The sequence below is a fragment of the Barnesiella sp. An22 genome, from assembly GCF_002159975.1.
Lineage (GTDB): Bacteria > Bacteroidota > Bacteroidia > Bacteroidales > Barnesiellaceae > Barnesiella > Barnesiella merdigallinarum.
In genome coordinates this window covers 19,437-42,416 of record NZ_NFJR01000001.1, presented here as the reverse complement: position 1 = coordinate 42,416, position 22,980 = coordinate 19,437, and the positions used below count along the sequence as shown (strand labels likewise).

General features: G+C 54.0%; 16 protein-coding genes and 1 tRNA gene. 6 read left to right on the top strand and 11 right to left on the bottom strand.

Translation table 11 applies throughout. From position 1 onward, the window contains the following. The gene (locus tag B5F38_RS00200; protein WP_087407304.1) at nucleotides 1–501 is read right to left on the bottom strand and encodes a GNAT family N-acetyltransferase; all 501 of its coding nucleotides are present in this window, start codon (nucleotides 499–501) and stop codon (nucleotides 1–3) included. Nucleotides 502–513: 12 nt separating this feature from the next. Beyond that, entirely contained in the window at nucleotides 514–2,346 is a 1,833-nt protein-coding gene (locus tag B5F38_RS00195) for an LTA synthase family protein (RefSeq protein ID WP_087407303.1), read from the bottom strand. A 170-nt stretch (nucleotides 2,347–2,516) separates the two neighbouring features. On the opposite strand from B5F38_RS00195, the gene B5F38_RS00190 reads away from it, so the two are divergent. Next, nucleotides 2,517–4,601: a M3 family metallopeptidase gene (locus B5F38_RS00190; RefSeq protein ID WP_087407302.1), complete on the top strand. Its 2,085-nt coding sequence runs from the start codon at nucleotides 2,517–2,519 to the stop codon at nucleotides 4,599–4,601. A 305-nt stretch (nucleotides 4,602–4,906) separates the two neighbouring features. Here B5F38_RS00190 and B5F38_RS00185 read toward each other — a convergent pair whose 3' ends face one another. Beyond that, nucleotides 4,907–7,453 (bottom strand): DUF5686 family protein, encoded by a 2,547-nt coding sequence (locus tag B5F38_RS00185; RefSeq protein ID WP_087407301.1) that lies wholly within the window; start codon nucleotides 7,451–7,453, stop codon nucleotides 4,907–4,909. Nucleotides 7,454–7,666: 213 nt separating this feature from the next. Here B5F38_RS00185 and B5F38_RS00180 point away from each other — a divergent pair, with 213 nt between their 5' ends. Next, nucleotides 7,667–8,146 (top strand): CYTH domain-containing protein, encoded by a 480-nt coding sequence (locus B5F38_RS00180; RefSeq protein ID WP_087407300.1) that lies wholly within the window; start codon nucleotides 7,667–7,669, stop codon nucleotides 8,144–8,146. A gap of 89 nt (nucleotides 8,147–8,235) precedes the next feature. Beyond that, nucleotides 8,236–8,322, top strand: a tRNA-Ser gene (locus B5F38_RS00175). Nucleotides 8,323–8,470: 148 nt separating this feature from the next. On the opposite strand, the gene B5F38_RS00170 is transcribed toward B5F38_RS00175, so the two are convergent. Further along, entirely contained in the window at nucleotides 8,471–9,868 is a 1,398-nt protein-coding gene (locus B5F38_RS00170; protein ID WP_206422462.1) for an MFS transporter, read from the bottom strand. A 438-nt stretch (nucleotides 9,869–10,306) separates the two neighbouring features. On the opposite strand from B5F38_RS00170, the gene B5F38_RS00160 reads away from it, so the two are divergent. Continuing rightward, nucleotides 10,307–10,945, top strand: a complete 639-nt coding sequence (locus B5F38_RS00160; RefSeq protein WP_158096815.1) for a porin family protein — start codon at nucleotides 10,307–10,309, stop codon at nucleotides 10,943–10,945. 64 nt (nucleotides 10,946–11,009) lie between these two features. On the opposite strand, the gene B5F38_RS00155 is transcribed toward B5F38_RS00160, so the two are convergent. The 3 genes from B5F38_RS00155 to B5F38_RS00145 all read right to left on the bottom strand — a co-directional run bounded on the left by B5F38_RS00155 (nucleotide 11,010) and on the right by B5F38_RS00145 (nucleotide 15,548). After that, complete coding sequence (locus tag B5F38_RS00155; RefSeq protein WP_087407296.1) at nucleotides 11,010–12,080, bottom strand: GNAT family N-acetyltransferase; 1,071 nt, start codon at nucleotides 12,078–12,080, stop codon at nucleotides 11,010–11,012. Nucleotides 12,081–12,403: 323 nt separating this feature from the next. Then, entirely contained in the window at nucleotides 12,404–13,858 is a 1,455-nt protein-coding gene (locus B5F38_RS00150; protein WP_087407295.1) for a DEAD/DEAH box helicase, read from the bottom strand. Between the two features lie 169 nt (nucleotides 13,859–14,027). Continuing rightward, nucleotides 14,028–15,548, bottom strand: a complete 1,521-nt coding sequence (locus B5F38_RS00145; RefSeq protein WP_087407294.1) for a DUF4301 family protein — start codon at nucleotides 15,546–15,548, stop codon at nucleotides 14,028–14,030. A gap of 123 nt (nucleotides 15,549–15,671) precedes the next feature. On the opposite strand from B5F38_RS00145, the gene B5F38_RS00140 reads away from it, so the two are divergent. Continuing rightward, on the top strand, nucleotides 15,672–17,891 hold the full coding sequence (locus tag B5F38_RS00140; protein ID WP_087407293.1) for a RelA/SpoT family protein: 2,220 nt from the start codon (nucleotides 15,672–15,674) through the stop codon (nucleotides 17,889–17,891). Nucleotides 17,892–17,911: 20 nt separating this feature from the next. Continuing rightward, the gene (locus tag B5F38_RS00135) at nucleotides 17,912–18,775 is read left to right on the top strand and encodes a hypothetical protein (protein WP_087407292.1); all 864 of its coding nucleotides are present in this window, start codon (nucleotides 17,912–17,914) and stop codon (nucleotides 18,773–18,775) included. 84 nt (nucleotides 18,776–18,859) lie between these two features. On the opposite strand, the gene B5F38_RS00130 is transcribed toward B5F38_RS00135, so the two are convergent. The 4 genes from B5F38_RS00130 to B5F38_RS00115 form a co-directional block, all read right to left on the bottom strand. Further along, nucleotides 18,860–19,888, bottom strand: a complete 1,029-nt coding sequence (locus tag B5F38_RS00130) for an alpha/beta hydrolase (protein ID WP_087407291.1) — start codon at nucleotides 19,886–19,888, stop codon at nucleotides 18,860–18,862. Nucleotides 19,889–19,908: 20 nt separating this feature from the next. Beyond that, a complete protein-coding gene (locus tag B5F38_RS00125) occupies nucleotides 19,909–20,364 on the bottom strand; it encodes a MarR family transcriptional regulator (protein ID WP_087407290.1) in 456 nt (151 codons plus the stop codon). A gap of 186 nt (nucleotides 20,365–20,550) precedes the next feature. After that, nucleotides 20,551–21,756, bottom strand: coding sequence for an L-serine ammonia-lyase (locus B5F38_RS00120; RefSeq protein WP_087407749.1), 1,206 nt, complete (start codon nucleotides 21,754–21,756; stop codon nucleotides 20,551–20,553). Nucleotides 21,757–22,013: 257 nt separating this feature from the next. Next, entirely contained in the window at nucleotides 22,014–22,868 is an 855-nt protein-coding gene (locus B5F38_RS00115; protein WP_158096814.1) for a helix-turn-helix domain-containing protein, read from the bottom strand. Between the last annotated feature and the right edge of the window lie 112 nt (nucleotides 22,869–22,980).

The following is a 22,980-nucleotide window of genomic DNA, read 5'->3' as shown; positions in this document are numbered from 1 at the left end:
CTATCGAAGAAATTCCCGCTGAAAGGCGATGCGCTCGTCGCCGTTGGCCAGATAGATGATGCCGCACCGGCTGAAGCCGTGGCGCACGAGCAACTCCTGCATCACCCGGTTGTCGCGATGGGTATCGATGCGGATATTGTCGACATGGCCCCAACAGTAATCCAGAGCCGCGGCAAAGATACCGCCCACCCGACCGGCCGAGGCGATGCGGTGTATCACGCCGTAGGGCTTGTCGTTGAGCCAGGCCCCGTCGTAGATGGTGGCATAGGTGGGCTCGGGCGCCACACCGTAGCGGAAACAGAAGGTTCCCACAATCGCCCCCTCGTCGTCGAGGCAGACGAAGCTGCTGGCAGCCTCCATATCGGCCTGGATGATTTCGCGCGAGGGGTAGCCACCCGTCCATTGGTGGAGGTTTCCGTGCTGCCGCATGAACCGTTTGGCCTGCTCAAACACGGGCATCACCTGTTCCAAATCGTCGATTGTCGTGGGTCTTATTTCCATTTCGTGTCGGTTTTATCGCGAAGCCAAGTCGTCGTAGAGTTTTTGCAAATAGGCTTTCCCCCGCTTCAACCGTAAGGCGTTGCTGTCGTTCTGCTCGACGAGCACCGACTGTGCGGCACAGTCGTAGACGGCAGCGCCATCGCGGTCGACATATCCGAACCCGTCGGGGAAGGTATAGTAGGCAAAACGCTCCCGCGTGGGGTCGGCCAGATTCTTGCTGAAGGTAAAGTCGTCGTAAGGGATATGTAACTGGGCCAGCAACGTAGCCGCCAGGTCAATCTGCGACATGTAGTCGTCGACTACCCGCGGCGAGCGTACGGCTCCACCGGCCCACACCAGCGGTATGTGGTGATAGTCGATGTCGTGATTCTGCACGTTGTAGGGGTAACGGAAGGCATGATCGGCCACGAACACCAGCAGGGTGTTCTTCCACACGGGGAGCTGCTTGAGTCGCGATACAAACGCACCGAGGCAACTGTCGGTATAGGCGACCGAGTTCAGATACTTGTCCTCGAGGCGGTGCATGGGCACATCGAACGGCTCGTGGCTGCTGAGGGTGAGAAACATCTTCATAAAGGGTTTATCGGCCGGCTGCTCGGCTATGAGACGATAGAGCTCGTCGAACGTCACATGGTCGGGCACACCCCATTTGCTCAGCCGCTGGCTCAGCGGGAAGTCGCTGTCGCACACGATACGGTTCATGCCCATCGAGATGAAGTAGGAGCGCATGTTGGTAAAGTCGGCATCGCCGCCATAGATAAACTGGGTGTCGTACCCCTCATTGCGCAACGACTTGGAGATGGCCGGGAGCGATTGCGACTTGGCGGGATATTTCATAATCGAGGCCGTAGGCTGGGCCGGGTAGCCGCTCAAAATCGAGGTGAGCCCCCGGTCGGTACGGAAACTGTTGGCATAGCAGTGGGTGAAGAGGATACCCTCCGAGGCAATCTGCTCGAGATTGGGCATCACCCCCGACAGACCGCCCAGGCTCTCCATGGCCGCTCCCGAGAAACTCTCGAGCACCACCAGCACCACGTTGGCACCGGGCTCGACCCATTGAGCCGAGTCGGCCGGGAATACCGACGGTCCGCCACCCCGCAACGGTGCGAACAGAGCATCGGCCTCGGCCGGTTCGAAGAAACGGTATTGTGTCGAGAAATCCTCCGACTTGGAGAGCGACGACATCAGACTGAATACCGGGTTGATGGCAGCATGGTTCAACTCCATACGCTCGCTGAAATAGGCCTTGCCCACATTCATGGTCGAGACCGTGAAGCCGCCTCGTATGGGGATGAACAACGACGCCGTGAGCAACAGCAAGACCGCAAACGAAAGGTGTGGACGACGGGGTTTCTCCCATTGGGCCTCCCTACCCGACCAGCGCCACAACGGCCACACGAGCAGCGCGGCATAGGCCACGATAAGAAGCAGAATCACCACCGTTTGCCACACCGGGATACTGGCCACGGCATCGGCCGGCGAGGCCAAATAGAAGAGCGGCGTAGCATCGATGCGGAATCCCCAGAAGCTGTAGAGCACCGCATCGCTCAAGGTGATGGCCGAGACCACTGCGGCTATCAGCACGAAGTAGGCCCGGAACACCGGTTTCCACCACGCGCCCCGCAAATAGACGGTAACGGCAGTGAGCAGAGCAGGCAAAGCCGTAATATAGGCAGCCATCGAGGCGTCGAGTCCCCGGCCGTGCCATATCACCGCCAGCCACTGCGACAGAGGCTCGTCGCCGTAAAGATTCCAATGATACAGCATGAAGAGGGGCTTTTGCACGGCAAACATGATGAGAAACCAGCAATATATCCACACCAAAAAATAGAATCGTCGTTTCATATTCGGCACTGTTTATAAGCTGCAAAGCTAATATAAAAATGGCCTTCGGGGCGAAATTAAACCGGTGAAACGATTTGTTTAATATTTATTAAGGGTCGAAGATTAGTTAGAATGATTATAAATCGTGAACTTTGTTACAATTACCATTTGTATCACCTAACACAGTAGTAATGAAAAAAATTTTATTATTATCAGCCTTAACTGTTTTTGCAATCATGGCACAAGCTGCTAACCCCTTTTTCGGGCCCTACAAGACGCCCCATCAAACAGTTCCGTTCGACAAGATAAAACTGTCGCACTACGAACCGGCTTTCAAGAAAGCCATTGAAGAGAATCAAAAGGAGATCGACGCCATCGTGAACCAGCGCTCGACCCCCACATTCGAGAACACCATCGAGGCACTCGACCGCAGCGGCCGTATGCTCAACCGCGTGGCCAACGTCTTTTTTGCCGTATTGAGCGCCGAGGGCAACGACGAGATGATGGAAATCTCGCAACGCGTACAACCCATGCTGTCGGAGCACAGCAACAACATCAGCCTGAACGAGAAGCTCTTCGAACGCATCAAGTTCGTGTATGACCGTCGCGACCAGCTCGACCTCACCCCCGAGCAACAGATGCTGCTCAAGGAGACCTACGAGTCGTTTGCCCTGAGCGGAGCCGAATTGCAAGGCGAAGACCGCGAAAAATACCGCAAACTCTCGTCGGAGTTGAGCCAACTCACCCTCGACTTCGGACAGAACGTATTGAAGGATACCAACCTCTTCTCGATGATGCTCACCGAGGATGAGCTCGAAGGTCTGCCCCAAAGCGCCCGCGACGCTGCTGCCGCTCTGGCCAAGAGCAAAGGCAAAGAGGGTTACATGGTCAACCTCTCCTACCCCAGTTACAGCGCCTTTATGAAATATTCGTCGCGTCGCGACCTGCGCGAGAAACTCTATCGCGCCTACAACACGCGCAACCAATCGGGCGAATACAACAACATCCCCATCCTGAAACGTATCGCCGAGGTACGCCTCGAGATTGCCAAGCTCTTCGGTAAACCCAACTTCGCCGAATACAACCTGCAAACCACCATGGCCGGCAACAGCGCCAACGTGTACAATCTGCTGAACCAACTGCTCGACGCCTACAAGCCGGCCGCCCTGCAAGAGGTGAAAGAGATTCAGGGTTTCGCCATTGGTAAAGAGGGCAAAGACATGACGCTCATGCCCTGGGACTTCAGCTACTACTCCGAGCAACTCAAGCACATCAAATACGACCTCAACGACGAGATGCTGCGCCCCTACTTCGAGGTGAACAACACCATCAAGGGAGTATTCGGTCTGGCTACCCGCCTCTACGGCCTGCACTTCACGAAAAATCCCAAAATCCCCGTATACCACCCCGAGGTCGAGGCTTTCGAGGTAACCGACAACGACGGTAACTATGTGGGTGTAATCTACACCGACTTCTTCCCCCGCGAGACCAAACGTGCCGGTGCCTGGATGACCGAATTCAAAGGGCAATGGAAAGAGGAAGACGGAACCGACAGCCGTCCGCAGGTAACGATCGTGATGAACTTCTCGCGCCCCACGGCCGATGCTCCCGCCCTGCTCACCTACGACGAGGTGGAGACCTTCCTGCACGAGTTTGGCCACGCCCTGCACGGCCTGCTCTCCGACGTTACCTACTCGACCCTCTCGGGTACCAACGTATACCGCGACTTCGTAGAGCTGCCCTCGCAGTTCAACGAGAACTTCCTCGCCGAGAAAGAGTTCCTCGACAGTTTTGCCGTTCACTACAAGACAGGCGAAAAGATGCCGGTCGAACTGGTTGAGAAAATCAAGGAGTCGAGCCAATACCTGGCCGCCTACCTGTGCGTACGTCAGCTCACCTTCGGCTTCCTCGACATGGCCTACCACACCATCGAAGCTCCTGTCGACGACGCTGTAGCCTTCGAGAAACAGGCCATCGCCAAAACCCTCGTGTTGCCCGACGTGGAGGGAACCCTCATCGCTCCTCAATTCGGTCACATCTTCTCGGGCGGTTATGCTGCCGGATACTACGGATACAAATGGGCCGAGGTGCTCGACGCCGATGCCTTTGCCGTGTTCAAGGCCCACGGTATCTTCGACCCGGCTACCGCAGCTTCGTTCCGCGACAACATCCTGAAACGCGGCGGTGCCGAGAACCCCATGACCCTCTACAAACGCTTCAAAGGCAGCGAGCCTACCATCGAGGCCCTCATGCGCCGCGACGGTATCATCAAATAATATCGCTCCTCACGCATCACATGACGGAGTCCGCCACACTGCGGGCTCCGTTATTTTTTTACCTGTATCAGACCCTTGTTCGGCCAAGGGATTGATGCCAACTGCCTCCCCCCCCGCTGGACTACTCACACCGAATGCATAGGCGCCATAAAGTCGATTATCCCACGATACGACTCGGAATCCAGTCGACACAGAAGTAGTAAAAGGAGATACCAACAAGGGCCGCCTTGCTCACGGCAAAGCAGCCCTTTCGTATAGATTTGAGATAATCGAAATATCCTTCTGTACCCCCGGCGACTCCCGGTTTAGAACGAGAAGTGGAGCGAAATGCGCACGCCGCTCTTGCTCACGTTGGGGCTGTCGCGATAGGTCAACCGCCACACGTAATCGACCCGCAAGATGGTAAAGATGTTGTCGAGACCCACGCCGCACTCCATGTAGGGCATCTTGTCCATCTCGGTACTGCCCTTGGGGAATACGAAGAGGTCTTGATTGTAGAGCGGGTTGTTCTTCTTGCTGAGCGAACCGTAGAGACCGCGGAACGAGAAGACCTCGCGCAGCTTCATGTACTTGAGCAGCGGAATGCGGTTGAACAGGGCGCCGTTGGCGTTGTAGGTGAAGTCCCACGACACGTACTGGTCGTTGATAAACTCGAGGGCATTCATCAAGGCATACGACTCGGGTTGTATCGTGTACGAGAGGTTGGCGTTGGGGAGCAACAGCATGGGGAAAGGCACCTTGTCCCACACCTTGCCGGCCTTGACGATACCGTCGAAGTAGCCGAAGGCCGAGAACCAGAACCGTTTCTGGATACCGAACTCGGTGCGGTTGTAGGAGTAGCGGCTGCCCAGCACATCCTTGAAGGCAAAGCTGTGCGAGAGGGTGAGCACCGGGGCGTCGAGGTTGATGGGATAGCGGTTGCTGCGGGTCTGGTAGAACTTCTCGTTGGGGGCAAACCGCAACTTCACATCGAAATAGGTCTGCATGTAATCTTTTGTCTCGTTACCGAAACCGTCGATAAAGGCGATGCGGTCGGTTGCCATCTGCTGAATCTCGTTGCGGATACCCAACCCGAACGAAAAACCGCCCTTGCGCTCCTGCAGGTACGAGAGCTCGGTCTTGCGCAGATAGGTAGCCTTGTTGTCCGACTTGCGCTTGAGCGAGAGGAATACATTATCCTTGTTGGTATACATGTACTGCTGTCCCAACTGGTCGATGTCGTAGGTGTGGTTCAGCTTGATGGAGTGGATGGGGAACTCCCGCGAGTGGAACTTCTTCTTGTTGAACGAATATTCCACCTCGCCCGAATATTTCATCTTCTCGTCCTTCGTACCATAGGCCACGTATCCGCGGGCAAACCAGTGCGGATTGAGCTGTGCGGTAGTGACACCGCCTACTCTGAAACGGGCCCCTTCCACCTCGTTGGCACTGATGGTGGTATTCATGGGACCAAAGTCGAACTTGCTCTCCTCGCTGGTCTCGATATACCCGGCTATGAGTATACCCAACACCTTCTCGGTATAGTAAAAGGCAGGCACCTCGCGCAACCGGGCCAGGAGCTTGTCGACCGCCCCCTCCTTCTTCTTCACCGGCACATGGCGGTTATCGACCCAGAACTCCTCGGGCTTGGCCTGTGCATCGACCTCGACCCGCTCGCGCCCCTCGAAATTGTAGACCGACAGGTCGTCGGGCGGCGTGAACGAAAACTTGTCGTATGTGGTCATACGGCGGGCATACAACCCCTGCGTGGCCGGCATCACCTTGAACTCGATGATGGCATCGTCCTTTGTCTTGATGCGGGTTCCGTCGTCCAGCTGCTTGTAATCCTGCTCGAGGTACATGTTCTCCACATAGTTGAGGTTGATGTCGCGGGGGACGTTCAGCTTCACCTTCTTGATGAAATAGGTCGAGTCGCCCTCGGGCACATAGATGTGGCCCGTAAAACCGAACGACTCGGAGTTGAAGGGCACAAACGCCAGGTCGATGCAACGCACCCCGTCTACGGGAATGGTGTCGAGCAGATAGTATTTGTAAAACGAAGTACCAATGCTCGACAACGGGCTCACAAACCGGTTGTTCAGCAGCGTGATGTCGTTTCTGAAAATATCGATTTCGCGGAACAGGTCGTCGCACAGCATCTGCACGCTCTCCTCGTTGAATATCTCGTCGATACCGGCCCGCTTGATACCCGTCACAATCGACTTCTCGGTCTCGGGGCTACGGCGGTAGTAGTTCTCGGCAATCTTCTCCTTGATCGAAACCGTCAGGATAGGCTTTCCCGACACCTCCGACGTATCTACATAGTCGAATATAAACTGGAATTTCTTGAAAAGCCACTTCTTCTTTTGCTCCTCCGAAAAGTCGTTGAGGGCAAAAGTCATCTTCTCGTATTTCTCGTAATTGAAAAAGTCGTGACGCTTGGGGTCGCCCACGTCGCGCCGCTCAATCAGCTTCTTGACAAACTCTACCGCGGGGTTATTCTTCTTGCTGTACTTCTCCTTCTTGGGCTTTACCACCACCTCCTGCAGCGTATAGTCCGACGGCACCAAATCGACCTCCAGATTGTTCTCGGCACCCTTCTTGACGAAAACCGTCTTCTCACGGTAACCCAGCGTAGCAATACGCACATTCAGGAAGTTATCGCGCACGGCCACAGCAAATTTGCCATCATCATCGGTCATGACACCTTTGTCACTTCCCACAAAAAAAACCGAAGCATAGGATATGGGTTCATGGGTTATAGAGTCCCTTACGATTCCCTTCACCACCGTCGTCTGTTGTGCCTTAACCGAAACAGGAAGCCCTACACACAACAAGCAAAGGGCCAATACCACATATATCTTTTTTGCCATAAAAGTCTCAAATACTGTACAAAGTAACCGGTACCACCATTCGATTCACTCGAATATCCGGGTGACAAAAGTACAAAAAAACTGCCGCTCACCGGGCTTTTATCTCCAACAGTTCACGGGTTTAACAATGTTTAATAATGCCCGCATCTTTATTCCATCTCTTAAACCAAATAAATGTATTATATTCGGTTCACTATTTATTTTTGTTAATTCATGAATATAGAGATCGAACGCAAATATCGGGTGACCGATACCTCGTATCGCGCCCAAGCCACCCGCTGCACCTACTACAAACAGGGATACCTGTCGGCAGCCCCTGCGGCCACCGTGCGCATACGCATCGCCGGCGACCAGGCCTTCATCACCATCAAGGGTACCACTACCGGCTGCTCCCGGCAGGAGTACGAATACCCCATACCCGTAGCCGACGCTACCCGAATGCTCGACTCGTTGTGCCAGTCGGGCCTCATCGAAAAGAGGCGGTACCTCTACCCCTATGCCGGGCACACATGGGAGATTGACGAATTTATGGGCGACAACGAAGGGCTGATTGTGGCCGAAGTTGAATTGCAATCGGAGTCGGAAGCGGTACAGTTGCCCCCGTTCATCGGCCGCGAAGTGACCGGCGACCCGCGTTACTACAACTCTTGCCTGGCCCAAAATCCCTATAAAAACTGGGAGGAGAAAGAATAATTTCCGCATTTAGCTTTTTTTTACAATTAAAGCCATTGCATATCGAATCTTTTCCGTACCTTTGCCCCCGTCAAAAACGACAGACCATTGGAAAGATGCCGGAGTGGTCGATCGGGACGGTCTCGAAAACCGTTGTACCCTTACGGGTACCGAGGGTTCGAATCCCTCTCTTTCCGCAGAAAAAGAGCAAATCGCGCAGGTTGATTTGCTCTTTTTTTATACCCCTTTTTCAGATGGATACCCCAAGAAGACAACGGTCCCCCCTCTCGAGAAATCCATAAATTCAGACATAAACTTCACGAAACAAGACACAGGTCCACCACCCTACTTCGGCAGACTTACCCGCAGACGGAGGGCCGAAGAGAGCGCGCCGCACAAGGTGAGGATACCGGCCAGAAGCATGGCATCGTGCGGTGCGGTATCGCCATGGATGTGGAAGAGCAGAGCGACCAGAGCGGCTCCGATAGTCTGCCCCGTGAGTCGGGCGGTAGCGAGCATGCCGCTGGCGCTGCCGGTACGTTGCGGGGGTGCCGAGGTGAGCAGCATGTGGTTGTTGGGCGACTGGAAAAAGCCGAAGCCCATACCGCAGAGCATCAACCGCCACACGAGGCCGAAATGGTTGGTATCGACGGGTACGAACGAAAGACTGAAACAACCGATACTCATGATAATCAACCCCACTCCACCCAGGATTCCGGGGTGAATCTTACCAATGAGCACACCGGCCAGCGGTGCTACAAAGACAATGACCAGCGGCCACGAGGTCATCAACAACCCGGTGCCCACGGCATCGTAGTGGAAAGTATTGACCAGCAGGAAGGGCATGGCCACCAGACTCATCATCTGTGCCGTAAAGGAGAGAATACTCGTCATCACCGACATCGAGAAGATGGGTATTTTGAGCAGGTCGAAGGGAAGCATGGGATAGCGCTCACCCAACTGCATGCGCACATAGAAGGCAGCCACCACGGCCAATAACACGACACCGCACAACACCCAGCGCACCGGCACATCGTGCGAATAGGCCTCGACACACCCGATGAAGAGCCCGAAGGTGGCCGCATTGAGCAGTGCCTCTTTCCAGTTGAAGCGATGCCCCAGACGCCGCACGGCATTGTCGGGCAGATATTTGCGTCCCAGGATAAAGGTGGCGATACCTACCGGCACATTGATGGCAAAGAGCCACGGCCACGAAGCGAACGACAGAATGGCGGCCGCCAATGTAGGCCCGGTGACCGAAGCGATGGCCACCACCGTAGCATTGAGTCCTACCCCCTCGCCCAACCGGTGTTTGGGATAGATGAGCTTGATGAGCGAGGTATTCACACTCATAATCATGGAGGCTCCGAAACCCTGGAACACCCGCGAGACCACCAGCAGCGGCAGGTTGTGCGACAGGGCACAGAGCAGAGACCCGATGGTGAAGACCACGACTCCGCGCAGATAGACCTGCTTGTAGCCCCAACGCTCGCCCATCGACGAGAAGGGAAGCAGGGTCATCATAATGATCAGCTGGAAAGAGTTGACGATCCAGATGGAATCGGACGACGATACGTGCAGCTGCTGGGCTATGCTGGGCAACGCCACGTTGCAGATAGAACCGTCGAGCACCGACAGGAACAACCCGCAAAAGGTCGTCGCCATGGCGTAGTAAATACGCGGGCGATGCAGACCGTCCCAATTCAAATCTCCTACAATCTTGTCTTCCTCTTCCTGTTTCATCTTTTTACCTTTCTTGAAAACCATGCTCACGCATATCGGCCGCAAAGGTAGTGAAAATGGACATAGAGGCAAACGAAAAACTCCGTTTTTCCCGTTTGCTCAATCTCTGCTCACCTCAAAGGTAAAAAACAAAAAAAGCAGGAAATACACACCCCGTCTGCAAGTATACCGAACTTTCCTCAAGATTTATTCTCGAGATGGCTTACGTCTGCTGCTCCACTTGGCACAGAGCCTTTTACACCCCTTCACCACCATAGGGGCAAAGATTCCACCCAATAGCCCGGGAATGAGGATACAGATCAGGATAAATTCCAGTGTAGTCATAGCTATAAGCGTTTAGATTCTGATTAAAGTCACCCGTGTAAAGAAACGAAAATAATTTTACCAAACCAAAGAAATCGACTATATTTGTCTACCTGTCAAAACAAGATGTGCCACATGAAAACACCCTACCTAACCCCCTCTAATTTCTGTCGCAAATACGTTGTCGGACTGTTGTTGCTTTGCCTGGTCGCCATCCCGGCACGGGCCCAATGGAGTGTAGGCGGTAAAGCGGGTATCAACTGGTCGACGGTGAGATACCCCAAAAACGTACTCAACGACAAGGCCAGCTATATCGTGGGCGGTCAAGCGGGAGTAGTAGCGACCTACACATGCAATACCTATTTCGACCTGCAACTCGAGCTGCTCTACGCCACACACGGCTACAAAGACAAGACGCTTATCTTCAACGACGAGCGAGGCGACACGATGTACAAGGGGTATTCGTACCGCATCCACTACATCGATATTCCGCTGCTGGTCAAGTTTTTCCCCATAGCCGGTTTCAACATTCAGGCCGGTCCGCAACTGAGTATCGGGTGTGCCGCTACCGATTCGTGGAAAGGGGTGGAGGCTTTTCAGCAACCGGCAGGAGCCGAACTGGGCGTGGTCGCCGGGCTGGGATACGAATTTGGTTCCGGTCTCTTTGTCGATGCCCGCTATACCTGGGGGCTCACCCACTCCATTCGCGACGCAGAGAGTGCCTTCGAGAGTCGCCACATAGGCATCTCGGTGGGGTATCGCTTCTTTTTGTAAACCCGTGAAGAGGCTGACCTCAACTCTATAAAGAGAGATCAAAGCAGCCCCGCTCCACACCGGTTCAGTCGAGCATGAGACTCATATAGGGAGGCATGGCCGGGAAATCGACGAGCGAATCCTGACGGGAATCGCCAAATACCAGAAGTGCCAACTCGGCCACGTCGACATCGAAGTCGCACGTATCGGCCTCTACACGACCACACGCACCATCGGCAATTCGATAAACGCCGTTATTCGCAGGCAACAGCGGGTCGGACACCCGCACGACCACCTGCAGCGAAGGATGGTTCTGCGCTACAGTCGAGAGCATGGCCGGCACATCCACGATGCGCATCATGCCCATGCGCTGCAACACCCCCTCCCCGCTATCGGGTGGCAGCGCCACCGTAACCGGCAGGCCGGGGAACGTGCGTTCGACCTCGTGCAGGGCCGCTTCGCGAGCCTGGTCGTCGACTGCCAAGAGCTCTTTTACCCGTGTGCCATCGTCGTATGGCACGGCAAAAGCCAGCGCCGAAAGCTCACCCGCCTCATCGGCCAAGGCAATCACCTCGCCCCCGTCGAGACGGTTGTCGCCGCAAATCACCTCAAAGTCGTTCCGCGCATGCAACATGCAGCAAGGCCGGCGGCGCATCTGGGCATCAAAAAAGGAGTAAAGCCGATCGAGCGACGGAACCACCCGCCGATACCCGGCACCCTCGAAACGATGCACGGCCGTGAAGTGACTCTCGCGCCGAAAGAATACCGGGGCATACCCCTTGGTGGCATAATAGCCATACAACCACGGCTCGGCCGGGATGAGCGCCGACAGCGGAATGGCACGCGACCGCATCGTCTCGAACGACTCCCGCAACAACCGGCCCATCAATCCCCGGTTGCGATACTCGGGACGAGTAGCCGCTCCCGAAATATAACTTACCTCCAACACCGACTCCCCATAAGTCATGCGGTAAGGGAGCATTTGCAAGGCCGACGTCAACACGCCCCGCTCCTCGAAACAAAGGGCATTTTCATCGCGATACAAGTGGCCGAACAAGAGGTCGACAAATTGCTCGTCGTCGTGAAAACAGAGTTGCCACAACTCCCGAATACGGGCTTTCTTCTCCGAAATCTCCATGATTACTTTATCTTTCATGTGCTAAACATACCCCACACGACAAAAGTTTTCCATTTGCAAGGTTTTATAGCTGTATAAATTATAATCAACTGGTTTATAGTACTATTATGAATGATACTTATATCTCCACTTGAATAAAAATCGGTAAAACCTACAACGCACTGATTACAAGACACTTATAAACATCCATATCCATACGATAAACCTCTATGTAACGCGAATGGCGTTTGCTACATAACAAACGCCATATATTCGCTACTTATATATCCAAATAAAAAAGTATTTGATTTACAAACTATTTACAAATAAATCTAAAGCCATAGTCTACAAAATCACATTCGTTATGCCTCCTGGCTCGGTGAGTTGTTACCGCCATTGCCGTTATTACCCGAGCGAGGCTTGCGCCGGCGATGATTGCGACGACGCGACGACGAACCACTCTGATTCTGCGAAGCGGCATTCTCGCTCTTCTCCTTAACCGGTTTCTCCGAAGCCGGAGCCGACTTGTCTCCCTTCGGGGCGGTATTCTTGGCAGCATTGTCTTTGGGGGTACCCTTGTCGCCCCGACGGCGATTGCGCGAGCGGCCACGCCCCTCGCCTCCCCGGTTTCCACCCCGGCCGTGACGGCCACCCTTCTCTTGCTTGGGAGCATATACCGGCCCTTCACCTACCCCCTCTGGCATCTCGCGCTTGGCAATTTCATAACCCAGAAAAGTCTCGATGCGGTTGAACTTGCCCTGCTCCTTCTCCGACACGAAGGTAATGGCGGTACCCTCGGCATTGGCACGAGCCGTACGACCGATGCGGTGAATGTAATCCTCGGGGTCGTGAGGCACGTCGTAGTTGATGACCAACCCGATCTGATCGATGTCGATGCCTCGCGAAATGACATCGGTAGCCACCAGAATATCTATCTTGTTGTTTTTGAAATCGAGCATCACTGCCTCACGCTCGGGCTGCTCCAGGTCGGAGTGCATGGCGGCCACTCTGTATTTTTTCCGTTTCAAGGCAAAAGCCAGCTCCTTGACCTTCTGCTTCGACGACGAGAAGATGATGGTCTTCGTTCCGGTCGGCTCTCTGAAGAGGTAATCTATAATCCCCATCTTCTGATTTTCGTAGCAGACATAGGCCGACTGGTCGATGGCTTCGTTGGGTTTCGAAATAGCCACGTTCACCTCCACAGGATTGTCCATGATATTCTTGGCCAGCTGGCGAATCTTGGGCGGCATGGTAGCCGAGAACATAATCGTCTGTCGCTTGGCCGGCAGGCTCTTGCCTATCTTCATAATATCGTCGTAGAATCCCATATCGAGCATGCGGTCGGCCTCGTCGAGGATAAAATACTCGACTCCCGAAAAGTCGATGTTCGAGATATTCAGATGCGAGATGAGCCGGCCCGGCGTGGCTATAATCACATCGGCACCCATGGTCAGGCCCCGCTTCTGCTGCTCCCACGACGAACCGTCGCCACCCCCCGAAACTACGGCCGTAGAGATGGGCAAGAAATAGGAGAAGCCGGCAAACTGCATGTCAATCTGCTGGGCCAACTCGCGCGTAGGCGCCACAATCACCGCGCGCACCTTGTCGCCGCTGCCGGGAAACTCGGTAAGCAAGTTCAACAAAGGCAATATATAGGCAGCTGTTTTACCCGTACCCGTCTGGGCACAAGCAATCAAATCTTTTTTCTGCAATATCACGGGAATGGTCTGTTCCTGAACCGGGGTCGCCTCTTGAAAATTCATGGCGTCGAGTCCTTGCATGACCTCTTCCGACAATCCGAATTCTTCAAATGTCATATCTTTTTTCCTTAAATTTTTCTTTTCGTCTATCTAACTCTTGCAGGAAATTACAAGCCCTCGAGGCTTCCATTTTCCCGAGTAATAATTTTTCGGTGACAAAGTTATAAAAAAAAGGCGATATGCCGCAGCATATCGCCCTCTATTCGTTATTAAGCCGTTACATAGCTTACTGATGTTGAGGCCGCAACAGGTCGTTCACGGTCTTCACCGGGTTGAAGGTCTCGGCGGGAACCTCGACAAACACGGTGTTCCAGTCGCTCATGGCGCCATTCCACAAGCCCGGCAACTCGAGAGCTTTCAGCTCGCGGCCATTTTTCGACTTATGCGAAATGAATCCGGTATTTTTGTCGACATAGCGAGGCAAATCGTACTTGACACCCTGACCGTCGCGCACGGCACAAACCAGATCGACCGGGTTGAAGTGTGTACCGGCCTCGAATTGCCGCTTGGCTTCGGGGTTGGCCATATCGATTTGCGAACTCTCCAGAATCTGCAACGAGGTAGTACCGTCGGGATTGTATGCCACAAACGGACCACCACCCGGCTCGCCCGAATTGCGCACCATACCGCACACCCGGATAGGACGGTCGAACTTGCGCAACAGATAGAGCGCCAACTCGGCATCCTCGAGATTCTTGGTCTCTTCGTTTCGCACAAAGAGCTTCTGTTGCAGGAACTTCACCATTTCGCGCAAGTCGTCGATGGTGTACTTGCCGCTCTTCAGCATGGCCGTGTAGCGATTGACCTCGGCCTGCAAGGCCACCAGCACACCGCCTATCACTTTCTTGTAGCGCACGGTGGGCTCTTTGAGGCGATCGGGCACCACATTGTCGATATTCTTCACGAAAATTACCTCGGCATCGATGTCGTTGAGGTTTTCAATCAGGGCACCGTGACCACCGGGACGGAACAGGATTTTACCGTTCTCTTCGCGGAACGGCTCGTCGTTCATATCCACGGCAATGGTATCGGTCGAGGGTTTCTGCTCCGAGAAACTGATGTTGTAGCGCACCCCGTAGCGTTTCTCGTAATCGGCCTTCTTCGAGGCGACCAGCTCTTTGAAGTGAGGCAGATGCTCGTGCGAAACCGTGAAGTGAATATTCACCTCGCCATCGGAGCTGGCAGCATAGAGAGCCCCCTCGGTGAGGTGCTCCTCCATGGCCGTGCGATTGGTCGTGGCATAGTGGTGGAACTTGAGCAGCCCCTTGGGCAACGAGCCGTAGTTGAGCCCCTTGGCCTCGAGCAGATTCGACACGACAGCCTTGTAGCGCCCGGCAGCCACCAGGTCGGCAATGCCCATACCCTCGTTTTTCAGACAGGCGGCATCGAGATCGGCATAGAAGGCAAAGTGCTCGATCGAGTCGAAAAATTTCTTTTCAAAATCGGTTTTCGGTTCGGTGTACTCGGCCGACAGAAAAGCGAACAAATCCTTGAACATGCGGCTGGCCGCTCCCGATGCGGGAATAAACTTCACCACTTTGTGATTGTCTTTCAAGTATCCTTCCCAAAGATCCAGGTAATATTGCGTCTGTTGCTCATCGAGCGACAAAATGCCATTCCCTACCGATGCCGAGGAGGCGATTTTCAGGAACGGGAATCCCCTTTTGAAAGATGCCAACTGGTCCTCGACTACCCGCAGGTCGAGACCTTTTTCGGTAAACAAGTTTAAATCCTCTGTTGTAAACATATCTATAATGAATAATGAATTTTAATTCTGTTCCCAAAACTACAAAAAGCTCTAAAAAAAAGTGCACTTTTAACTATAAAAATATATATTTGAGACATAATTTTCCGATAACAGTCACAACTTATGCCCGAAAAAAGCTATTTCACCCCCGAGGAAAGAGGAAATGTCCTATCGGTTTATCGGCAACTTCTGCGCAACAGCCGGCCGGTGATGTCGCTCAACGACTTCACCCGCATGCGCAAACTCATCACCGAAGCGGTAGAAACAGGACATTACCAGCGCAACAAACAGGGCATCAATCCGGTCGTTCGCAACTTGAATACGGCGCTTATCCTGTGCGACCGGGTGGGACTGGAGCGCAGCATGCTCATCTCGGTATTGCTTTTCAATCTGGTAGTGAGCGAATTTCTCACTATCGAAACTGTACAGAAAGAGTTTGGCGACGACATTGCCCAACTCATTCGGGGACTTATCAAATCGAACAGCCTCTATGCCAAGCAGGCGGCTGTCGAGAGCGAGAACTTCCGCAAGCTGTTGCTCTCTTTTGCCGAAGACATACGGGTGATTATCATCATGATTGCCGACCGTCTGTGCGTGATGAAGATGATCAACCACCACCCCAACGAGAAGTATCGCTACGACGTAGCCTGCGAGGCGTCGTACCTCTACGCACCGCTGGCCCACCGGCTGGGCCTCTACTCCATCAAATCGGAGCTCGAGGACCTCTCGCTCAAATATACCAATCGCGAAATCTACGACCAGATAGCCCACAAGCTCAACGAAACGAAGCGCAACCGCGACAAGTACATCACCGAGTTTATCGAGCCGGTCAAACAGAAACTCGAGGCCGAGGGGCTCAACTTCGAAATCAAGGGTCGCACGAAGTCGATCTTCTCCATCTGGAACAAGATGAAGAAACAGAAGGCCGACCTCGAAGACATCTACGACCTGTTTGCCATACGGGTGATTCTGGAGACTCCGCTCGACCAGGAGAAGGCCGACTGCTGGAAAGTCTACTCGATTGTGACCGACATGTACCAGCCCAACCCCAAGCGTATGAAAGACTGGCTGTCGATACCCAAGTCGAACGGGTACGAGTCGCTGCACATCACCGTGCTGGGGCCCGGACAACGATGGGTCGAGGTGCAGATACGTACCCGACGCATGGACGAAATCGCCGAACGCGGACTGGCAGCCCACTGGAAATACAAGGGTATCAAGAGCGAATCGGGGCTCGACGACTGGATGAACAACGTGCGCGAAGTGCTCGAAGCGGCCGAACATGGCGGTGCTCTGGAACTGATGCGCGACTTCAAGATGGACCTCTACGACAAAGAGGTGTTTGTCTTTACTCCCAAGGGCGACCTCTACAAGCTGCCACTGGGGGCTACCCTGCTCGACTTTGCCTTTCTCATCCACACGGGACTGGGGTGCAAATGCGTGGGCGGCCGAGTGAACGGAAAGATAGAGACCATCAAATACAAGCTCAAAAGCGGCGATACCATCGAGGTACTCACCTCGCCCAACCAGACCCCCAAGCAAGACTGGCTTAACATTGCCTCCACTTCGAAAGGGCGCGTCAAGATAAAACAGGCCCTCAACGAACAGCAGAACAAAGATGCCGAGTATGGCAAGGAGCTGCTGCAACGCCGGTTCAAGAATCGCAAGATGGAGATGGAAGACGGCATCATGATGAAGCTCATCAAAAAGATGGGCTACAAGACCGTGACCGACTTCTACAACGAGCTGGCCGCCGAGCGCATCGACGTGAACCGAGTCATCGACCTCTACCTCGAAATCGAACACAAAGAGAACAACGAGCAATACGAAGCCCGCACGGCCGAAGAGTTCACGCTGCAACCCAGCGAGCACGACGACTCGAAAGAGGACGAGCTCATCATCGGCGGCGACGTGAAGGGTATCGACTACAAGCTGGCCAAGTGTTGCAACCCCATTTTCGGCGACGACATCTTCGGGTTCGTATCAACCGAGGGGACCATCAAGATACACCGCAAGGACTGCCCCAATGCCCGCCACATCTACAGCCGCTACCGCTATCGGGTGGTCAATGCCCGATGGTCGGGAAAGATGGGCTCAAAATATGTCTGTGTGCTGCGTGTCGTGGGCAACGACGACATCGGCATCGTCACCAACATTACCTCAATCATCTCGAAAGAGAAAAACATCTACATGCGCAACATCTCGATCGACTCGAACGACGGACTCTTCCAGGGACACATCACCGTCATGGTCGACGACACCTCGAGCCTCAACAGCCTCATCAAGAAGCTCAAGACCGTGAAAGGGGTAAAAGATGTACAACGGAGTTCGATAAACTGTTAATGACCCATTAAAAACACAATATGAATATGACAAAATACCTCTACCTTTGGATATGCTCCTGTATTCTTCTGTTTCCGGCCTGCGGCGACGGTAGCCACGAAGCCGGCGAGCAATACGAAAAAGCCTTGAAACTCTTCGAGGCGGGACAGTACGAAAGCGCCCGAAATGCGATAGACAGTATCGAGCAGCTATACCCCAAAGCCTTCAAACAGATCAGAGAGGGCATGTTGCTCATGTGCCGGGTCAAGCAGAAAGAGAGCGAGCGAAACCTGCTCTATATCGACAGCGTACTCAAGGTAAGACAGGCCGAACTCGAGGCAGCCAAAAAGAAATTCCGCTTCGAGAAAGATGCCAAATATCAGACCGAAGGCAACTACGTGTACAACAAACTGCCCAAACAAAACGCCATCACCCGCAGCCAGCTGAAGGTGCAGGTTACCGAAAACGGTCAGATGCAGCTGGCCAGCGTATACTACGGCAGCACCCCGCTGAAGCATAGTTCGATACGGGTCACCCTACCCGACAAGAGCAAGGCCGAGACCCTGGCTATCGGATACGACGGAGCCAATAACTACCGGTTTACCGACAACGGCAAGTATACCGAAATCGTCACCTACAAGGATGGACAATGTTCGGCCGTCGCTTCGCTTATTGCCGACAACACCGACAAGGCCATCACTCTCACCTATCTGGGCGGAAACCGTTACACGCTCGCTCTCGACCGGACGACTCGCGAAGCGGTGAAAGAGACCCGCAACCTCTACACTCTGATGCGTAATGTCGATGACCTCACCCGGGAATATCAGCTCAACATCCGTACCCTCGAACTGGCCGACAAGCAGGTAATGCAACTGGAGAAACAACAGAAATCAAAGAAACAATAACAGTCGTATCACGACGAAAAGAAGAACGGCCGGGGCAAACACCTCCGGCCGTTCTTCTTATAATAAGTTTTTATTTCCTGCAGTTCAACGCTCCAACCCGTTGCTGCGCAACCACCGGAATATCTCGGCATAGACCGATGCCCGTGCAGCCGGCTTCGACAACACGAGGTCGTGCAACCCCTCCTTCACCTCAAACTCGGTGACATGCGGCCCCAGCGTACGCCCGTAGCGGGCTATATCTTTCACATCGAGCACCGCGTCGCCCGACTGGTGCTGCGGGGTCCACTCGTCGCCCTGCACCGACTGGCTCGAATACATCAACAGGATGGGACACGGTATGTGCAACCCCTTGTGCACCTGGTTATGCCCCCGATGTATGGCCCGTACCCAGGCCGCGGTGACCGGCCGCGAGGCCATAAACTTCAGGTTGGTGTCGTAGTCCCACTCGCCGTGATACTGTTTCAACAGACTCTCGGCATAGGCAGTGGAGTTGCCTTGGCTGATTTTCGTATTCTTGAAACAACCGCCCCAGGCCGAAACCAAAGGCACCAATACCTTTTCGTAAAAGCCGCTCATGTTCATGTCGAGGAACGGGCTGTTGAGGATAAGCCCCTGCACCGGCAGGGAGTCGCGATGCGCCTCGCAATAGAGCGAGGTGATGAGCCCTCCGGTCGAGTGCCCCATCAGCACAACCTCGGTATTGCCCTCCTGCCGGACAAGTGTCAACGCCGTGTCGAGATCGGCAAAATACTCGCTCAAGTCGCGCACCTCGAAAGGGGTTTGCTCCGGCAGAAGCGAACGCCCATACTTGCGCAGGTCCACGGCGTAGAAGTTGAAACACGAGTCGGTAAAGGTCCGGGCCATCTCCTTTTGGAAAAAATAGTCGTTATACCCGTGTACGTAGAGCACGGCCCGATGCACATCGGGGCAAGGCGACAGACTGCGCACGAGCGTAGTCACCACCCGACCGCTGTAATCGTCGGGCATGACGAGTGTTTTCGATTCGAACCCCTCGCCCAGGCGATCGGGTTGGTACTGTGCAAAGGTGAATGATGTGGTTGCGGCCAGCCCACACAGCAAAACCGCCACAAACAGTTTGGCATACTTGATCATCGCTATCGTCTTTTTAGAGATTAGTCGTTCAACGAGTTTTTCAAATTGCCGAAGACCTTGGCCAGCATCGCACCGGCCATCTCGACCTCGCTGTCGGAAAATCCCTCGAGAGCGGTACGCATGATGGCCGTTACCAACGGCTTGGTAGCAACCTCGAGTTCACGTCCCTTGTCCGTGAGATGAATGAGGTTGATACGGCGATCTTTCACACCCGGCGAACGAACCACCAGCTGCTGTTTCTCCAGATTGTCAATCAACCGGGTCATACTCGGCTTGTCTTTGAAAGTGACATTACACAACTCTTGCTGAGTTACCCCGTCGCGCGACCACAAATAGTAGAGCACCGTCCATTGCTCGGGCGTAATGTCGATTGACAACTTGCGAAAACTGCGGTGCAACTTCCGATTGATGGCTGCCGACAACTTACCGCTCATCAGAGCAAAGAGCATCTCTATATTTAATTCCGAAAAGTTCATATACGAATCATTGCTTAAACAACTACAAAAGTAACTCAACTTTGCTACAAAAACAAATTTAGCCTCCTTTTTGCTCACTATCGGCGAAAAAGAGGCTATTATTTTTTTCCATCAAACCATCGCCACCGGCCCCATCTACCCGAATCAATCGGATAAAGACAGTTGCCGAGCGCGGCCCTCCCGGTGCTACATCTGCTCGTAATCCTTGGCCAAGCCACCTTCGCCCGTCTCCTTGTAGAGCGACGGCAGGTCGTGCCCGGTCTGCTTCATTACCGCCACCACCTTGTCGAACGAAACCCGGTGGTTGCCATCGGTAAAGGCCGAATAGATATTGGCATCGAGAGCCCGGGCCGCGGCATAGGCATTCCGCTCGATGCAGGGAATCTGCACCAGGCCGCACACCGGGTCACACGTCATGCCCAGGTGATGCTCGAGACCCATCTCGGCGGCATACTCGATCTGTGCCGGGCTGCCCCCGAACAGTTGGCTGGCTGCCGCCGAAGCCATGGCACACGCCACGCCTACCTCGCCCTGGCAGCCCACCTCGGCCCCCGAAATCGAGGCATTCTGTTTCACGATATTACCCACCAAACCGGCCGTAGCCAACGCCCGCAGGATGCGCATGTCGCTGAAGTCGCGGCTCTTCTGCAAATGATACAGCACGGCAGGTACCACCCCGCACGAGCCGCAGGTAGGTGCCGTGACAATACGGCCACCCGAGGCATTCTCTTCGCTCACGGCCAGGGCATAGGCAAAGACCAGCCCACGGCTCTTCAAGCTATCCTTATACCCCTTGGCCTTTATATAGTAGGAAGAGGCTTTGCGCCGCAGGTTCAACGGCCCCGGCAACACGCCCTCCTGGTCGAGACCCCGCTCGATGGCCTGGCGCATTACCGCCCACACCTCGGCCAGGTAGTTCCAGAGGTCATCGTCCTCGCACTCCTGCACATACTCCCAATAGCTGCGCCCCGTGCGCTCGCACCAGTTGAGTATCTCGGTCATGTGATTCATTTCATACAGCTCGGGCGACTCGTCGAGAGCCTTCCCCTCTTCGGCCAAAGCACCGCCTCCGATGCTGAAGACCGTCCATTCGTCGGTCACCTCGCCCCGGCTGTTCTTCGAGCGGAAGGTCATGCCATTGGGGTGAAAAGGCAGAAATACCGAAGGCTTCCACACAATCTCGACCGGCGCATGGGGACGCAGCGTGTCGAGGATAGCCACGTCGGTCAAGTGGCCCCGCCCCGTAGCGGCCAGACTGCCGTATAACGTCACTTCGAATGCCGCCGCATCGCGATGGCGTTCCAAAAACATTTCCGAAGCCTTGCGCGGCCCCATCGTATGGCTGCTCGAAGGGCCATACCCTATGCGATATATTTCCCGTATGGTTTTCATCTCATTTATGTATAATGTAAATACAAAGATAGTGAAAGGCGAGAGCAGTGGCAAATGAAAACTTTGTTTTCAAATTTGACCATGCCGAGCCGCCTCCTGTCTTCGTGTAACAAAGATAGCGAAAGAAGATTGCAAAGGCAAATGAAAACCACGTTTTCAAATTTGACTATGCCAAACCGCCTCCTGTCTTAGTAAAAGATACTGAAAGGTGAATGCAGAGAAACAAGCTCGCCCGGACTTTTTCCGGCCCCGGTCGCTCACGGCTTGCCCAACCGCTCGCGGTATTCCAGAGGCGACATACCCGTCATTCGACGAAAGAAACGGCACAAATACGAGGCATCCTCGTAGTTAAGTTCGTTGGCAATATTCTTGACCGACAGGTCGGTACTACTCAAATAGGTCTTGATAGCCATAATACACTGCCGGTTGATATACTCCTTGGGGGTCATCAAGATATATTTGAGCGACAGTTTATTGAGGTAATCGGGACTGACACAAAGGCGGGTGGCATAATAGGCCACGTCGCGGTGCTTGACATAGTGGCGACCCACCAGCACCATAAAGTCATTGGCGACCACCCAGGCATGACTTCGTTTCTCGCTCTTGCCCGAAGCCAGCGACAGCCTCTCCATTTCGCAGCAGAGCGAGAGCATGAGCTGATAGAATACACTTTGCAACAGTTCGGTGCGGTAGGTATCCTCCGTGTGTCGGGCAATCCACTTCACCTGCAACAGCCAAGACTCGACCAGCCGTGGATGCTCAGGCTCCAGACGGCAAACCGGGTAGAAATAGAAGCGGTCCCAAAACTTTACCGAAGAGATTTTATAGAAGGTATCGTTGCAAACCGAAAGCGACAGCGATACCCATTCGACCCGGAATCCGGCCGAGACCTTGAGCGGGATTACCGTGCGGTCATACATGACCACCAGCAAATCGCCCCGACGGAAGGTGTAGTTGTGAAAGTCGATGGAGAAAAGCGCTACCCCCTCGGTACACATCAGCACCACACACCCCTCGACCTCGATAGGACACCCCAGACAGGGGCGAAGGTCGGTTGTGCCGTAGCTGCATTCGCTGCCCTCGGGCGAGAGCCTGTACTTGAACGACTTCATATATTGAAAAATACCTTTCTGAGATGCAAAAATAGGGTATTTCCCCAACTTACGCCCCATTTTGTTCGGAAAAGTACCCTACTTGTCGGGGTTCTGCTCCCCTCCGGGAAGA

Excerpts from the sequence above, each read along its gene's own strand:
- B5F38_RS00170 (WP_206422462.1), bottom strand. The coding sequence starts at position 9,868 with ATGAAACAGGAAGAGGAAGACAAGATTGTAGGAGATTTGAATTGGGAC.
- B5F38_RS00155 (WP_087407296.1), bottom strand. The coding sequence starts at position 12,080 with ATGAAAGATAAAGTAATCATGGAGATTTCGGAGAAGAAAGCCCGTATT.
- B5F38_RS00120 (WP_087407749.1), bottom strand. The coding sequence starts at position 21,756 with ATGAAAACCATACGGGAAATATATCGCATAGGGTATGGCCCTTCGAGC.
- B5F38_RS00190 (WP_087407302.1), top strand. The coding sequence starts at position 2,517 with ATGAAAAAAATTTTATTATTATCAGCCTTAACTGTTTTTGCAATCATG.
- B5F38_RS00145 (WP_087407294.1), bottom strand. The coding sequence starts at position 15,548 with ATGTTTACAACAGAGGATTTAAACTTGTTTACCGAAAAAGGTCTCGAC.
- B5F38_RS00140 (WP_087407293.1), top strand. The coding sequence starts at position 15,672 with ATGCCCGAAAAAAGCTATTTCACCCCCGAGGAAAGAGGAAATGTCCTA.
- B5F38_RS00130 (WP_087407291.1), bottom strand. The coding sequence starts at position 19,888 with ATGATCAAGTATGCCAAACTGTTTGTGGCGGTTTTGCTGTGTGGGCTG.
- B5F38_RS00180 (WP_087407300.1), top strand. The coding sequence starts at position 7,667 with ATGAATATAGAGATCGAACGCAAATATCGGGTGACCGATACCTCGTAT.
- B5F38_RS00200 (WP_087407304.1), bottom strand. The coding sequence starts at position 501 with ATGGAAATAAGACCCACGACAATCGACGATTTGGAACAGGTGATGCCC.
- B5F38_RS00185 (WP_087407301.1), bottom strand. The coding sequence starts at position 7,453 with ATGGCAAAAAAGATATATGTGGTATTGGCCCTTTGCTTGTTGTGTGTA.
- B5F38_RS00160 (WP_158096815.1), top strand. The coding sequence starts at position 10,307 with ATGAAAACACCCTACCTAACCCCCTCTAATTTCTGTCGCAAATACGTT.
- B5F38_RS00195 (WP_087407303.1), bottom strand. The coding sequence starts at position 2,346 with ATGAAACGACGATTCTATTTTTTGGTGTGGATATATTGCTGGTTTCTC.
- B5F38_RS00125 (WP_087407290.1), bottom strand. The coding sequence starts at position 20,364 with ATGAACTTTTCGGAATTAAATATAGAGATGCTCTTTGCTCTGATGAGC.
- B5F38_RS00150 (WP_087407295.1), bottom strand. The coding sequence starts at position 13,858 with ATGACATTTGAAGAATTCGGATTGTCGGAAGAGGTCATGCAAGGACTC.
- B5F38_RS00115 (WP_158096814.1), bottom strand. The coding sequence starts at position 22,868 with ATGAAGTCGTTCAAGTACAGGCTCTCGCCCGAGGGCAGCGAATGCAGC.
- B5F38_RS00135 (WP_087407292.1), top strand. The coding sequence starts at position 17,912 with ATGAATATGACAAAATACCTCTACCTTTGGATATGCTCCTGTATTCTT.